Annotated in this window: 12 protein-coding genes; 8 read left to right on the forward strand and 4 right to left on the reverse strand. The window is 38.7% G+C overall.

What is annotated here, in order from left to right:
- Positions 1-4 precede the first annotated feature (4 nt).
- From ACNR9Q_RS15580 to ACNR9Q_RS15590, 3 genes are all read left to right on the forward strand, one after another.
- Entirely contained in the window at positions 5-1,348 is a 1,344-nt protein-coding gene (locus tag ACNR9Q_RS15580) for a DUF4270 family protein (protein WP_419212150.1), read from the forward strand.
- The gene (locus ACNR9Q_RS15585; protein ID WP_419212151.1) at positions 1,335-2,591 is read left to right on the forward strand and encodes an OmpP1/FadL family transporter; all 1,257 of its coding nucleotides are present in this window, start codon (positions 1,335-1,337) and stop codon (positions 2,589-2,591) included. The genes ACNR9Q_RS15580 and ACNR9Q_RS15585 overlap by 14 nt, the downstream gene beginning before the upstream one ends.
- A gap of 170 nt (positions 2,592-2,761) precedes the next feature.
- A complete protein-coding gene (locus tag ACNR9Q_RS15590) occupies positions 2,762-4,159 on the forward strand; it encodes an alpha/beta hydrolase family protein (protein ID WP_419212152.1) in 1,398 nt (465 codons plus the stop codon).
- Between the two features lie 81 nt (positions 4,160-4,240).
- Here the strand turns inward: ACNR9Q_RS15590 and rpsA are convergent, their stop codons facing one another.
- A complete protein-coding gene (gene rpsA / locus ACNR9Q_RS15595; RefSeq protein WP_419212153.1) occupies positions 4,241-6,085 on the reverse strand; it encodes a 30S ribosomal protein S1 in 1,845 nt (614 codons plus the stop codon).
- Positions 6,086-6,345: 260 nt separating this feature from the next.
- Between rpsA and ACNR9Q_RS15600 the strand changes: the two genes are divergently transcribed.
- Positions 6,346-6,726: a LysM peptidoglycan-binding domain-containing protein gene (locus tag ACNR9Q_RS15600; protein ID WP_419212154.1), complete on the forward strand. Its 381-nt coding sequence runs from the start codon at positions 6,346-6,348 to the stop codon at positions 6,724-6,726.
- A 57-nt stretch (positions 6,727-6,783) separates the two neighbouring features.
- On the opposite strand, the gene cmk is transcribed toward ACNR9Q_RS15600, so the two are convergent.
- Both cmk and lon read right to left on the reverse strand, forming a co-directional pair.
- The gene (gene cmk, locus ACNR9Q_RS15605; protein WP_419212155.1) at positions 6,784-7,473 is read right to left on the reverse strand and encodes a (d)CMP kinase; all 690 of its coding nucleotides are present in this window, start codon (positions 7,471-7,473) and stop codon (positions 6,784-6,786) included.
- A gap of 28 nt (positions 7,474-7,501) precedes the next feature.
- A complete protein-coding gene (lon, locus tag ACNR9Q_RS15610) occupies positions 7,502-9,952 on the reverse strand; it encodes an endopeptidase La (protein WP_419212156.1) in 2,451 nt (816 codons plus the stop codon).
- Between the two features lie 262 nt (positions 9,953-10,214).
- Between lon and ACNR9Q_RS15615 the strand changes: the two genes are divergently transcribed.
- Genes ACNR9Q_RS15615 through ACNR9Q_RS15630 form a run of 4 tightly spaced genes read left to right on the forward strand, consistent with a single transcriptional unit; the run spans position 10,215 to position 13,153 of the window.
- Positions 10,215-10,769, forward strand: coding sequence for an RNA polymerase sigma factor (locus ACNR9Q_RS15615; RefSeq protein ID WP_419212157.1), 555 nt, complete (start codon positions 10,215-10,217; stop codon positions 10,767-10,769).
- Positions 10,769-11,332 (forward strand): hypothetical protein, encoded by a 564-nt coding sequence (locus tag ACNR9Q_RS15620; RefSeq protein WP_419212158.1) that lies wholly within the window; start codon positions 10,769-10,771, stop codon positions 11,330-11,332. Before ACNR9Q_RS15615 ends, ACNR9Q_RS15620 begins: the two co-directional genes overlap by 1 nt.
- Positions 11,313-12,404 carry a hypothetical protein gene (locus tag ACNR9Q_RS15625; protein ID WP_419214291.1) on the forward strand — a complete coding sequence of 364 codons (1,092 nt, stop codon included), beginning with the start codon at positions 11,313-11,315 and terminating at the stop codon, positions 12,402-12,404. The genes ACNR9Q_RS15620 and ACNR9Q_RS15625 overlap by 20 nt, the downstream gene beginning before the upstream one ends.
- Before the next feature lie 23 nt (positions 12,405-12,427).
- Positions 12,428-13,153 (forward strand): head GIN domain-containing protein, encoded by a 726-nt coding sequence (locus ACNR9Q_RS15630; RefSeq protein WP_419212159.1) that lies wholly within the window; start codon positions 12,428-12,430, stop codon positions 13,151-13,153.
- 81 nt (positions 13,154-13,234) lie between these two features.
- Here the strand turns inward: ACNR9Q_RS15630 and ACNR9Q_RS15635 are convergent, their stop codons facing one another.
- Positions 13,235-16,192 carry an Ig-like domain-containing protein gene (locus ACNR9Q_RS15635; RefSeq protein WP_419212160.1) on the reverse strand — a complete coding sequence of 986 codons (2,958 nt, stop codon included), beginning with the start codon at positions 16,190-16,192 and terminating at the stop codon, positions 13,235-13,237.
- Positions 16,193-16,253 lie beyond the last annotated feature (61 nt).

Here is a 16,253-nt window from a genome sequence, read left to right on the forward strand (position 1 = left end):
GTTTATGAAAAAAATGAACTGGATTCATTTTATAATCTTTAGTAGTATTTCATCTATTACTATGATATCCTGTAGCGAGGAAAATTATAATTCTTCTGATTTTGTGGCAGGGGAAACGTTTACTGATAGTAACATACGTTTAATACGCATAGATACCCTTACCGTTAGTACTTCCACTATGAAATTCGATAGTATCACCACCTCTGAATCTACTAGAATTTTGGCAGGAAAGTATAATGATACTGTTTTTGGAACGGTAAAGGCCTCTAGCTTTATGCAAATGCTACCTACCACCTATACTATAGACTCAGATGCGCAGTTCGACAGCATTATCTTGGTGTTGGGATTAGACCATTATTACTATAATGATACCCTACTAACGAACACGTTACACATTAAGAAAGTCAACACTGAATTAAAACCAAAAGGTGAGGATGATTATTTTTATAATACAAGTACGGCTTCCTATGATGAAGAGGACCTTGGCTCTTTAGAATATAAACCCCGTCCTCTATCAGGTGATTCTATAACCATTCCCCTTATAGACGATTTTGGTGGGGATATATTCTCAAAACTACAGAATAAAAAAATTGTCAATGGTTCTGAATTCACGGATTATTTCAAAGGATTAGGCCTTATCCCCGGTGATACCGATGACGGTTCTATCATTGGTTTTTCAAAAGCTTCCGAAAAAACGTATATCCGATTATATTTTAGTGTTGCCGAGTCAGATGGAAATATTGACGATTATTTGGATATTCAAATAAACTCCAGCAATTCGCCCATACCCTTTTTCAATAGTATTGTCGCTGAGAATCCAAAAGAATATCTCCAAACACTGACAGATCGAGAAATTAATCTTGCAAGCTCAGAATCAGGTGGTCAGAGTTTTATACAATCAGGTATTGGAATTGCGATGCGGATCCAATTTCCAACTATAGAAAACCTCTACGATATTCCGGGCGAAGGGACTATTATTAGTGGAGTATTAAAAATTAAACCCACACCACAGTCCTATGATGATAATTTAAAACTGAAAGACACACTAGCGGTTTATATCGTAGATAACAACAATAATTTACTTGAGCAATTAAGTATCGCAGAATCTTCTACCGTAAATGCTATTCTTAAAAGGGATAATCAAGAATACAGTGATATCTATTATGAAATCTCCTTGGCCTATTACTTAGAAGAATTACAATTAAGAAGCAGGGATGTAGAGGGTGCATTAATCCTAATCCCTTCAGATTATAATAGTGCTGTAGATCGATTTATACTAAACTCCAACGGTAGAGCCGAAAACGAAACTATTCTAGAATTAACCTATGCGATATATGATGAAGACTAATCGAATGAAATTTGGCATTATAGTATTTTTATTAATATGTACATATCACATTGAAGCACAGTCAGAAGCCTTAACAAGTTCCCCTTACTCCCTTTACGGATTGGGAATCATCAACCAAACCAGTATCGGCAAATTCAACGGACTTGGGTATAGTGGTATTGCTGTAAAATCAGCATACGAACTTAATAATTTGAATCCGGCAAGTTACGCCCTTATCCCCCAGAACTCCTTTTTATATGACATTGGTGTAACTGGTAAAACCAACCAATACAGCAATAAAGGAACATCTGACGGTAAAACAACTGTGAATTTTTCTAATTTGGCCCTAGGCTTCAGAATTATGGAAAATTTAGGAGCGGGCATAACCTTAGTGCCCTATAGTGATGTTGGCTATTCTTTAGTTGGAATAAGTACCAATATAGAAGGATCAAACGAAACTTTTGAAAGCAATATAAATGGATTAGGAGGGCTGAATGATTTAAGGCTTAACCTGGGTTATTCGGTAATAGATAAATTGAGAGTAGGTCTAAATGCGTCCCTTTTATTCGGCAATATTGAAGAAAATGAAACATTCGTATATAGTTCGACCTCTTTTGAATCTACCGAAAAAACAAACTATACCGGCGCCAGATTTGGACTTGGTCTTCAGTGGGACGTTACCGAAAATTTAACATTAGGAAGTACTGTGCAGTTACCCACAAGTATAAACGGACAAGTAAAAAGGTCTGTACTCAAAAACATGTACGGAACGGATATCACCGTAGAAGATGAAAAAACGGATAATGTCTCCGATTTTAAACTGCCCTTGGAGCTTGGGTTCGGTTTAAGCGCAAAGCCTTTTGAAGAAGTAACTATAAGTGCGGATTACAAGAAAAATTTTTGGGATGCCACATACCAAACAGAGAATATAGGCAGTTACAGCAATCAAGATATTTATGCCATAGGGCTTGAATACACAAAAGACCCTAATAGTTACAAATACGCTCAAAAATTAAGGTATAGATTAGGCTATAATTATGACAATGGTTACCTGTCGATTAGCAATACTAAAATCGAAGGGTATAATATTACAGCAGGTATTGGCATCCCAACGAGCAGGGGAACCCATTCTATGATCAACCTTTCGTATAGCTATGGAGCCAAGGGTATCGTTAAAAACGTATTGGTAAAGGAAAATTATCACATGCTGACATTGAATCTAAGCTTGGAAGACCTTTGGTTTGTTAAACGAAAAATCAATTAAAATACCAAATAATCAGGTATCACCATTTAAACGATAGTTAATACCAAACAACTTCTTATCGTTAGTAGTATGTCTTTTCTTAGCTGAAAAATAATCTAAGTAGCGCATTTATTGCTTATTAGGTTCAGGTTAAACATTCTTTTGTACCTTAAAACCTAAAATAATGGTAAATGACTAATTTGAAGAAACATCTCTTCTTATATCTAATTTTCAGCGTTATAGGTTCTTTAGTCTCACAAGATATCGAAGGAGATTGGTATGGGAAATTAGAAGCTCCACAACTAAACATTGTATTTCATATTGAAAAGAAAAACGGTACATATCATGGAACACTTGACAGTCCGGATCAAGGCAGTTTTGGGATTTCGGTAGATACCGTCAAGTTCGATGGACTCAATATTGAAATCATCATGAGCAAACTGAATGCGAGCTATAGGGCAACTTTAGCGGACAGTACTTTTACCGGAAACTTTGGTCAAAACGGATTTAAGATTCCATTAAAACTATCACGGGAAAAACCTAAGGATAAAAAACGCACAACGGCCCAAGAACCAATTAGACCTTTCCCCTATTCAGAAGAGGAAGTAATGTTTGAAAATGGGGATGTCACCCTCAGCGGAACCTTTACAAAACCAAAGAACAGCAAAACATATCCAGTTGTTATTTTAATCAGTGGAAGCGGGCCACAAGATCGCGATGAGGCCCTGTTAGGTCATAAGCCCTTTTTAGTTCTATCGGATTTCCTAACCAGAAAAGGCATTGCTGTTTTAAGATACGATGACAGAGGTTTTGGGAAATCGACCGGTAATTTCTCAGAAGCAACCTCAGCAGATTTTGCTTTGGATGTTGAAAGTGCAACGAACTATTTAATTTCAAGAGACGATATAGATAAAAACCACATCGGATTGATCGGACATAGTGAAGGCGGACTTATAGCTCCTATGGTTGCATCAAGAAATAAGAATATCGATTTTATAATTTTGATGGCCGGAACAGGAATTCGCGGAGATTCTCTTTTGCTCTTACAACAAGAATTGATCGGTAAATCTATAGGAATGACCAATGCCCAACTCAGAGCTTCAAATAAAATTAATAAAGGTGCTTTCAGTATTATCGTAGAAAATAAAGACAAGAATGAAGTTGATGCTGAATTGACCCCCTACTTGAAAAATACACTGAGCAGCATCCCAGATGCTGAACTGCCTACCGGGATCAGTAAAGACTCTTCCTTCATAAAGACACAGGTCAATATATTGAACAATCCTTGGATGCGTTATTTTCTATCCTATAACCCAGCAACTGCGCTTGAAAAAGTCACATGTCCCGTGTTAGCGATAAACGGCAGTAAAGACCTTCAGGTGCCTGCCAAGGAAAATTTATCAGCTATTGAAAATGCGCTTCAAAAAGGTGGAAACAAAAATATCACTCTGAAAGAATTCCCTGGATTAAATCACATGTTCCAAGAAAGCGAAACAGGTTCACCTACGGAATATGCTCAGATTGAACAGACCATTTCTCCGGTAGTTTTAGAAGAAATTTACAATTGGATCAGGGAACAAATTAATTAATATTAAACTAAAAAAAGCCCAGAACGATATGTTCTGGGCTTTACTCTAAAATCCTTTTACAAGGTAATGATATGTATAGAATTACTTCTTCTTTTTAGAATCCGCTGCTTCCATTTTATCCTTCAACGCTTGCAATGCATCGTTGGCATCACCTAAAGTAGGTTTAGCTTCATCTGCACTGGCCGCTTGTCTTTTGACAGCCGCTTTTACATTACGTTGCTCTTCTTCACGGAAAATAGCGGTATGACTAGCTACGACACGTTTGAAGTCTTTATTGAACTCAATGATCTTGAATTCAGCTTCATCGCCTTTACCTAGTTTTTTACCATCTTCTTTTTCTAAGTGACGTTGTGGTACAAATGCAGTAATATCCTCGTTAAATTCTATGGTAGCACCTTTATCAACAACATCAGAAATTGTTCCGGTATGTACAGTACCCAATGCGAAATCAGTTTCGTACTTATCCCAAGGGTTCTCAGTAGTTTGTTTATGACCCAAGCTTAACTTGCGGCCATCAACATCCAATTCCAATACCTCGACCTCTAATGTATCACCTACATTGGTGAATTCAGATGGATGTTTGATTTTCTTGGTCCAAGAAAGATCGGAGATATAGATCAACCCGTCAATTCCTTCTTCCAATTCTACGAAAACACCAAAGTTAGTGAAGTTACGCACAATACCTTTATGCTTAGAACCTACTGGATATTTAGTCGTAATATCGGTCCAAGGGTCTGGTGTCAATTGCTTGATACCAAGAGACATTTTACGATCCTCACGATCCAAAGTCAATACAATGGCCTCAACTTCATCGCCTACGTTCACGAAATCCTGAGCGGAACGTAAATGTGTAGACCATGACATTTCAGATACGTGGATCAAACCTTCAACACCTTCAACAACTTCTATAAACGCACCGTAATCAGCTATAACGACTACTTTACCTTTTACTTTGTCTCCAATTTTGATTTCATCACTTAACGCCTCCCAAGGATGCTTCTCTAATTGCTTAAGTCCTAATTGAATTCTAGATTTGTTTTCATCAAAATCAAGAATTACAACGTTTAATTTCTGATCTAATTCAACAACCTCGTTCGGGTGATTGATTCTGCTCCAAGAAAGATCAGTAATGTGAACCAAACCATCAACGCCACCAAGATCGATAAAGACACCGTAAGAAGTAATGTTCTTAACAACACCTTCCAATACTTGTCCTTTTTCAAGTTGGCTAATGATTTCTTTTTTCTGTTCTTCAATATCCGCTTCAATAAGTGCTTTATGAGAAACAACAACGTTCTTAAATTCGTGGTTGATTTTCACCACCTTGAATTCCATTGTTTTGTTCACATACTGATCGTAATCACGGATCGGTTTCACATCGATTTGAGAACCTGGCAAGAACGCCTCAATTCCAAAAACATCAACGATCATACCGCCTTTAGTTCTGCACTTCACAAAACCACTAACGATTTCTTCTTTGTCATGAGCCGCGTTAACACGATCCCATGCCATGATAGTCCTTGCTTTTCTGTGAGACAGTACCAATTGACCACTTTTGTCCTCACGGATATCGATCAACACCTCAACTTTGTCACCAACCTTTAAACCTGGGTTGTAACGAAATTCGTTCAAGGAAATCACCCCTTCAGATTTTGCATTGATGTCAATGATCGCCTCTCTGTCAGTAATGTAAACTACTGTTCCCTCAACTACCTCCTCATCGGCAGTATCAACGAAATTTTCAGCGACTAATTCTTCGAATTCTTTCAATTTGGAGTCATCAACACGCTCAATTCCTTGTTCGTATTTGTCCCAATTAAAGTTTTCTAAAAATTCTTGTGGGTCTTGCTGTGGAGTCTCTACAGCATTTTGTTGTGTAGCTTCAGTAGTTTCTTCTACTTCAGCAGTTGTTTTTTCTTCAGCCATTTGCTGATCATTAATTTGTATTCCATAATCTTATCAAGACTTAGGCAACGACTATGAAAGCAGTTATCTTATTGGTTTTCACGCCCTTTTTCTCTTGAATTCCTTGCAAAAAAGGTGTGCAAAACTACAACTTTTTTCCATAAGAGACAACTGACAACATATAGATGTTCATATAAATATTCTTGGACGTTTTTAAATCGCAATTATTTTAATATAACTATCTTTAAAAATCAAATATTAACCATTATAAATTTAGTATCATGAGTGTAAAAGAAAAGTACCAGCCCGTATTGGACCTAGGTGAACAATTAGGGATAAAAGATGGCAATGTTACCGTTGAGGGTGATATTCTTAAAGTAAAAGGTGAAGCAAAAACACAGTATGAAAAAGACATTATTTGGGATAAAATAAAAGAAATCGGAGGTGAACATCCTTCGGATATCAAAGCGAATATTACCGTGGCGGATGATTCAGTATACCACAGACATGTTGTAAAAAGTGGCGAATCTCTAAGTAAAATAGCAAAACACTACTATGGTGACCCTATGAAGTATAACGCTATTTTTGAAGCCAATACCAATATCTTGAAGAATCCGGATATGATTCATCCTGATCAGGTTTTGGTGATTCCAAACAAATAACAACTAGAACCTTAAAATAAAAAAAGAGGCTAGCAATGCTAGCCTCTTTTTTTTGTGCTATTTCTCTATAATACGCAATGCATGTTCATAGATTCTCTGAAATTGATCATCCAAGCCCACATCGCTATTATCAAAATCAATGGCATCATCGGCTTTTACCAAAGGTGATATTTGCCTGTTAGAATCTATATAATCGCGCTTTTGCACATTTTCCAATATTTCTTCGTACTTGACGTTCTCTCCTTTATCCAATAATTCCTTATATCTTCTAACCGCCCTTTTTTCTGGTGAAGCGGTCATAAATACTTTAAGCTCGGCATTAGGAAAAACTACCGTTCCTATATCCCTGCCATCCATTACAACACCTTTTTCCTTCCCCATTTCTTGTTGCATAGCCACTAATTTGGTCCGTACTTGCTCCAATTCTGCAACCTGACTTACATTTTTAGAAACCTCAAGCGTTCGTATTTCCCGCTCCACGTTTTTGCCGTTCAAAAACATTTCAGCAAAACCCAAATGAGTATTAAAAACAAATTTCAACTCTATTTTATCTAAAGATTCTATCAAATCCGCTTTGGCTATTTCACCATTTTCTATAAACCCTTCTTGCATGGCATATAGTGTAACAGCACGATACATGGCACCGCTGTCAACATAAATGTAATGTAGTTTCTTTGCCAACTGTTTGGCCAGTGTACTTTTTCCTGTAGAAGATAATCCGTCTACTGCTATAGTGATTTTTTTCATTTATATAAATGTATAAAGAAAAGATGGGTTATAGTTCTTTCGGGTTCTTAACATCCTCATCAGTAAGAGCAATATCAACTACTTCGGACATCTCTTTCACATAATGAAACGTAAGGCCTTTTAAATAGGATTCCTTTATTTCCTTTATATCGCGCTCATTGTCCGCACAAAGAATAATTTCTTTGATACGCGCCCTTTTAGCAGCAAGTATTTTCTCCTTTATCCCCCCTACTGGCAGAACCTTTCCTCTTAAAGTAATTTCACCCGTCATCGCCAAACTCTTTTTAATTCTTTTTTGGGTGAACAAGGAAATTAAAGATGTCAACATGGTTATACCGGCACTTGGTCCATCTTTTGGGGTAGCACCTTCTGGCACGTGAATATGAACGTTATATTTTTCAAAAATCGCAGGGTCGATTCCAAATCGTTCAGCGTTCGACTTGATATATTCCATTGCAATCGTTGCCGACTCTTTCATTACCTTTCCTAGATTACCGGTAATGCTCATGGCACCTTTTCCTTTGGAAAGAATGGATTCTATAAAAAGAATATCCCCGCCAACACTCGTCCATGCAAGGCCCGTGACGACCCCGGCAACTTCATTGTTCTCGTACTTGTCACGCTCCATTTTTGGTGCGCCCAATACTTTAACAATATCTTCATTGCTGACTTTTATATCATATTCTTCCTCAATCGCAATCGATTTTGCGGCATACCTCACCATTTTGGCGATTTGCTTTTCTAGAGAACGCACTCCTGATTCACGGGTATATCCCTCTACAATTTTCTCCAACTGTGGTTTCCCTATCTTGAGGTGAGCTGTATTCAAACCATGCTCTGTCAATTGTTTTGGCAACAAGTGTTTTTTAGCAATCTCAACTTTCTCCTCAATGGTATAACCGCTTACATGGATAATTTCCATGCGATCCCGTAAAGCTGGCTGAATATCCCCTAGGTTATTTGCCGTAGCAACGAACATTACCTTAGAAAGATCATATCCCATCTCCAAGAAGTTATCATGAAAATCACTATTCTGTTCAGGATCCAAAACTTCTAACATGGCAGACGAAGGATCTCCTTGATTACTATTGGATAATTTATCTATCTCATCCAAAATGAACACGGGATTAGAAGTGCCCGCTTTCTTAAGACTTTGGATGATTCTACCGGGCATTGCACCTATATAGGTTTTACGATGTCCCCTAATTTCAGCCTCATCACGCAAACCACCCAAAGACATTCTTACATATTCCCTTCCCAATGCTTCTGCAACAGATTTCCCCAAGGAGGTCTTACCGACCCCGGGAGGCCCGTAAAGACACAGAATGGGTGACTTCATATCGTTTCTCAATTTCAAAACGGCCAAATATTCAATGATGCGACGTTTTACATCTTCTAGTCCGTAATGATCCCGATCCAAAATACGTTGGGCTCGTTTTAAGTCGAATTTATCTTTAGAATACTCGTTCCAAGGTAAATCAAGTAACAGATCCAGATAGTTACGTTGAATGGAATATTCAGCTACTTGCGGATTCATGCGTTGCATTTTTGACAATTCTTTTGCAAAATGCTCTTTTACCTTTTTACCCCATTTTTTCTTTTTGGACTTCACACGCATTTCCTCCAACTCTTCATCATAGGAAACCCCGCCCAATTCTTCTTGAATGGTTTTCATTTGCTGATGAAGGAAATACTCACGTTGTTGTTGGTCCAAATCACTTCTAACTTTTGACTGAATGTCGTTTTTAAGTTCCAATTTCTGCAACTCTACATTCATATATTTTAAAGTGGCCAAGGCTCTATCCTGAAGACTTCCGATTTCTAATAATTCTTGTTTTGCCTTTACATCAAGATTAAGATTTGAAGAGACAAAATTAATTAGAAATGAATCGCTCTGAATATTTTTGATAGCGAAAGAAGCCTCACTAGGAATATTAGGATTATCCCTGATGATTTTCAGCGCTAAATCTTTAATGGACTCAATAATGGCCAAAAACTCTTTATTGTGCTTATCGGGCCTAATTTCGTTGGTTTCTCTAACCGTTGCGGTTATATAAGGCTTCTTGGTCAAAACCTCTGCAATCTCAAACCGCTTTTTCCCTTGTATGATAACCGTTGTATTACCATCGGGCATTTGTAATACCCGTAATATTTTTGCAACGGTACCTAACGTGTTTATATCTTGAACATCTGGGTTTTCAGTTTCCTCATCCTTTTGGGAAACTACCCCAATTACTTTCGAACCATTATTCGCATCCTTTATCAAACGAATACTTTTATCCCTACCCGCAGTGATGGGTATCACAACCCCTGGAAACAATACGGTATTACGCAAAGGTAGAATAGGTAAAGTTTCCGGTAAGGTCTCACTGTTCATTTGCTCCTCGTCTTCGGGGGTCAATAATGGTATCAATTCAGAATCCTGATCGATTCCCTGCAAGGACATATTGTCAAAATTTGAAAATTTAGAATCTCCCATACTCATATATCAGTCATTCTGTCACTAAACGAACAGAATTTTATTTTTATAAATTATACAAAATTACTGTAAAGTCCTATAATAGTTAGGGAACACAGTAATGTATACTATTTTTTAATTGCTATTATTTCAATTCTTGTGCCAACAAAAACAATTAGTAAAAAAATTACAAACTGTATCTATATTAAAAATCGTTAGAAATAAATTCTGGAAACTGTAACAAACAGTAAATTGGATCATCATTTCATAAACCAATCACTTTTTGAGCCAACAAAGAGAACATATTGATGAGCTATTGCAAGCATGCATGGCCGGTAAACAGAGTGCACAGCTAGAAGTGTACAACAGGTATTACAAGGCAATGTTCAATACAGCGGTACGTATCGTAAAGGATACAGCCCAAGCGGAAGATATTATGCAAGAATCGTTTTTAAGCGCGTTTACGAAACTGCATACTTTCAAAGGCGAGGTAACTTTTGGATCCTGGTTGAAACGTATTGTGATCAACAACAGCATTTATCAATATAGAAAGCAACAGAAAAAAAATGAAGTTGCATTAGATGAGGTATTGTACAAGGTCGAAGATACTGATGGAATTGCCTCCGATCATGTGTTTACAGAACTAAAGGCTCAAAAAGTGATGGAAACCATGAAGGGATTAAAAGACAATTACAGGATTTCTTTGACCTTACATTTAATTGAGGGTTATGATTACGAAGAAATTAGTGAGATTATGAATATTAGTTATGCCAATTGTAGAACGACGGTTTCAAGGGCGAAAGAAAATTTAAGACAAAAACTAATTGCAACAAATTGATGGAAAAAGATAATATCGAAAAGCTGTTCATTGAGCTACAAGGAAAATTTGATAATGAAGAACCTAAGCAAGGGCATCAAGAACGCTTTTTAACTAAATTAAATGCTTCTAAAGAAGTTGTTGTAATGGCTTCTCAAAAGAAAAACAATTGGATGAAATACGTCTCAATTGCCGCTGCAATAGCACTTTTGCTGACCGTAGGACTCTTTCAATTGGATACCGAAAATACCATTGACGAGCAGGTGGCCGAAATTTCTCCCGAAGCTTCCAAAACCCAGTTTTACTTCGCAAGCCTAATAGAGGAACAGGTAAAGGAGCTCAAGTCAGAAAAATCACCTGAAACTGAGCAGATAATTGAAGACGCAATGTCTCAATTAAAAAAATTGGAATTAAACTATAGTAAAATGGAACAAGATTTAGTGAATGGTGGAAACACCAAATTAATTTTAAGTGCCATGATTACTAATTTTCAGACCAGGATCGATTTATTGAACGAGGTAATGATCCAAATAGAGACTATTAAAAACTTAAAACATACAAATGATGCGAACTATATTATTTAAAGCCATATGCATACTGCTGATTTTTTCAGCAGCTACCTTAACCGCTCATGACCGAGATTTAAACGGAAGGTATACCAAAGAGAAAACAATTAAAAAAGAATTCAATGTAAACCCGAATGCTTTACTGCAGGTCAAGAATTCCTATGGAAATCTAAACATTACTTCTTGGAACGAAAACCGTGTAGTAATAGAAGTACAGATAAAAACAAATGGGAACAATGAAGATAAGGTTCAGAAAAAATTGGATGAAATTTCAGTAGATTTTGAAGCCGGTAACGATAGGGTTTCTGCAGAAACTATATTTAACAATAGGAATAATGGATGGGGCTGGAGTTGGGGTAACAACAACAATGTAAACATGCAGATCAATTACACCATAAAGGTTCCTGTAAAAAACAATGTGGATTTAAACAATGACTATGGCAATATTATCCTAGACCGTATTGATGGCCATGCTAAAATCAGCTGTGATTATGGCAGGTTAGAATTAGGTGAATTACACGGTAGAAACAATCAATTGAATTTTGATTACACCTCTAAATCTACCATAGGCTATATCAACAGTGGCGAAATTCGAGCAGATTATTCAGGTTTTACCATCGACAAGGCCGGTGACCTCGTCATAAAAGCAGATTACACCAATGCCAATATCGGTAACATGGAAAATCTAGATTATTCAAGTGATTATGGAAATATGGATATCTCTGAGTTGAAAAACATTCACGGTAATGGGGACTATATAACTGTAGATTTGGGTGTAGTGCACGGAACTGTCGACATCATAGCAGACTATGGAGCCGTAAGAATTGATGAATTGGCTCCTGATGCCGGGGATGTAAACATCAGAACAGATTATACCGGCATTAAGATTGGATACAATTCGCAATACCATTTCGATTTCGACATTACAACAAGCTATGCTAGTGTAAATGGAAAAGATGATTTCACCATAAACGTAAGTACAGAAAAATCATCAAATAAACATTATGAAGGGTACTACGGTTCAAAAGGTAGTGGCAATAAAATAACACTTTCAAGTGACTACGGAGGAATAAATTTTACTAAAAAATAATCAATCAATCAAAAATGAAAAACATGAAAAAATTAAGCGTATTAATCTGTACAGGTTTACTTTCACTATCCTGCTCAGCGCAGTGGGGTAAGACCATAAAAGGAAACGGAAACCACGTTACCATTGAAAGAAACACAGGAGATTATGATGGTGTTGCTTTATCTGGCTGGTTCGATGTTGATCTTGTAGCAGGAACCGAAGGCAAAGTGACCCTTCAGGGAGAAGAAAACCTATTGGAACATATCATTACAGAAGTTCAAAACGGAAAATTGGTCATAAAACCTGAGAAAGGTTTAAACCTTAAAACAAGTAGTTGGAAATCTGAAATACGTATTACAGTACCTGTAGAATCCATAAATTCTGTTTCAATGTCGGGTTCTGGAGATATTGTTGGTAAAACGAAGATTAAAGCAAATGAATTCAGCACAGCTATGTCCGGTTCAGGGGATATCACTTTAGATTTGGATACCGACTCCATTTCAGCTAGTATGTCAGGTTCTGGCGATATTACTTTAACGGGACGTACAATTGATTTTGATGCTACTGTTTCAGGAAGTGGTGACATTGAGGCGTATAATTTGGAAGCCGATAATGTTTCGGCAACAATATCAGGATCTGCCGACATACAAGTAACCGCTAATAAATCAATCAAGGCACGGGTTTCAGGTTCCGGTGATATTTCTTATCGCGGTAATCCTCAAAAAATTGACACTAAAAGCTCAGGCTCTGGAGATATTTCCAAAGGATAACGAACAATTAAAACGAACAATCAACTGTTGAAAAAAGCTGCCTAACATAGCAGCTTTTTTAATTTAATTTCAAAATCTAATTTATTTGATTATAGCTTGTTTTTTATGATTTCCATCGCTCGTCTCACCTTCTATAAAGTAAATTCCAGATGAAAGTCCATCGACACTAAGGCCATAAAGATTATCATCTAGAAGAATAGCTGTCGGATCGTTAAACGCCTTAATGAACCTTCCCATATTATCATAAATATTTATTTTATTGACATCCATCGGTTCAGGTGAATAGAAATATAAATAAAGTACCGACGTAGCAGGATTTGGCGCAATCAACATTACTATGTCCGTAACGATTATGGTTGCCGTAGCTGAAATATTTCCGTCGACTGTAGTAACCGTGACCGTAGCAGAGCCTTCACTGACTCCTGTAACCGTTCCATTCGAATCTACAGTAACAATACTGGGATCGCTCGTTTCCCAAACCACAGAACGGTCCGTCGCATCCGAAGGACTTACCGTGGCGGTCAACGTCGAGGATCCATCGACCGATAAAGAAAGTTCTCCGGGACTCAACGATATTCCGCTAAGTGATATGTAGTTTGAAACCACAGTCAACGCTGCGCTGGCACTGTAATTCCCATCCACAGTGGTGACCGTCACGGTAGCGGAGCCTACGCCTACAGCAGTGACCCTCCCGTTCGCATCCACAGTCGCAATGGATGGGTCGCTCGTGCCCCAAACCACAGAACGGTCCGTCGCATCCGAAGGACTTACCGTGGCGGTCAGCGTCGAGGATCCATCGACCGGTAAAGAGAGCTCGCCTGGGGACAAGGATACCCCGCTGACGGGTATATCCCGGGAAACTACCGTTACTTCCGTGGTGGACCTGTAACCACCGTCCACAGTGGTGACCGTCACCGTAGCGGAGCCTACGCCTACAGCAGTGACCCTCCCGTTCGCATCCACAGTCGCAATGGATGGATCGCTCGTCTCCCAAACCACAGAACGGTCCGTCGCATCCGAAGGACTTACCGTGGCGGTCAGCGTCGAGGATCCATCGACCGGTAAAGAGAGCTCGCCTGGGGACAAGGATACCCCGCTGACGGGTATATCCCGGGAAACTACCGTTACTTCCGTGGTGGACCTGTAACCACCGTCCACAGTGGTGACCGTCACCGTAACGGAGCCTTCACTGACTCCTGTGACCCTCCCGTTCGCATCCACAGTCGCAATGGATGGGTCGCTCGTGTCCCAAACCACAGAACGGTCCGTCGCATCCGAAGGACTTACCGTGGCGGTCAGCGTCGAGGATCCATCGACCGGTAAAGAGAGCTCGCCTGGGGACAAGGATACCCCGCTGACGGGTATATCCCGGGAAACTACCATTACTTCCGTGGTGGCACTGTAACCACCGTCCACAGTGGTGACCGTCACCGTAGCGGAGCCTACGCCTACAGCAGTGACCCTCCCGTTCGCATCCACAGTCGCAATGGATGGATCGCTCGTGCCCCAAACCACAGAACGGTCCGTCGCATCCGAAGGACTTACCGTGGCGGTCAGCGTCGAGGATCCATCGACCGGTAAAGAGAGCTCGCCTGGGGACAAGGATACGCCTGTGACAGTTTTAACTGCGGTATTACCAAATAAGCCAACTATATCCGTATTCCAGTCACCCTCATAACTAGAATACCGACCTCTAAACCATATAGCATGCTGATCTTGACCATGGTTTTTTGGAACTATAGGACGTAAATTATCTACTGAAGAATTTTGGGTTATCGGCTCCCAAGAAAAAGTTAGCCCGTTATCATTGGTGATTCCTTTCCAAATCTCGTAACGTTCGTTAGTATTCAAGGCTATATCAGTACCTTCCCAACGTAAATCAAATGGATCTTGTGCATTGGTAGAAATATAAACCACATTCGGATTATCTGGATCTATCGCAATACCGCCTGAATAATCCATTTCTTTATCATAGAGTGATCTCCCGGCTTTAGCTATCATGCGTTTTTGCCAAGTAGTTCCGGTCCATCTTGCATAATAGTAAAAAATCCTTGTTGCCCGAAAATTATTCGGTTCAGTAGAAGAATCAAGACTGGCTTGAAATACGGTTACAGGTTTGCCGTCGGCCTGATAGGCCATATCCCAAGTCCATGCAGGTGCGTTGGGGATATAATCATTGGCGTTCTGCCCATTTTGCCATGGGGACGTTGAGAACTGATAAACCACCGTTCCTCTTTCTCCATTATCATGTTGAATTGGGAGATTTTGAAAGCTTTTGAAAAAGCTCCCGTTAGACCTATAAAAGGACCCGTTTTCATAATAAAGATGATAAATCGAATTAGAAGTTATTCTTGGATGCCCGTCAGTATATGTGAAATCTATTCTGCTTAATCCATCTGTCGCGAACTTGGGGTAAGGTCTTTGAAGTCCATCCCCAGTTGTTCTAATTAGTTGGATGGGATCTTCCCAAGTAGCAGCATCGTCCCTTGAAATAGATACCGTTGGATTGTCGTTTATTCCTCTATAAAAATTATACACCGAATTATTCTCATTAGAAAGAGCATACGTATTTGAAAAAAGATTCGTTGTGTTCAGATCCCACTTAATTTCTGGTCCCCAATCACCATTATTTCTTGGAGTAGTATTATTTGAAATTCTATAAAAAAATTCGTGCCCTAAATGTCGTGTATGCATAGCCAATAATCTACCATCGGATAAAATCGTTATCGATGGTGCTACGTGGTCATCTCTTTGTTGAGAATTGGTGGTTGAAATAATACTTTCACTTTTTTCATTTGTAATGGGGTTATATCTAGTAATACCTACACGCCCATCGCTTAAAGCATATCCAACGAACAAATAACCATTGTGAAACACGGCTCTTTCATCCATACTCCAATTCCATGCGCCACCTTTGGCAATCTCTCTGATATCGGGAGATGCCGGACTTTGACATACCGCACCGAATATTATGGTAAAAAATAAGTAGAAGGAAAATAGGTAGACCTTACCCTTCCCCGAAGAATGGTTTTTTTTCATTTTAAATAATAATGTTTCTCTTTACAAAATAATTAAATAATACTTGGGCAATAGGATAATA

It is taken from the genome of Maribacter sp. X9, assembly GCF_048537565.1.
Taxonomy (GTDB): Bacteria; Bacteroidota; Bacteroidia; order Flavobacteriales; family Flavobacteriaceae; genus Maribacter.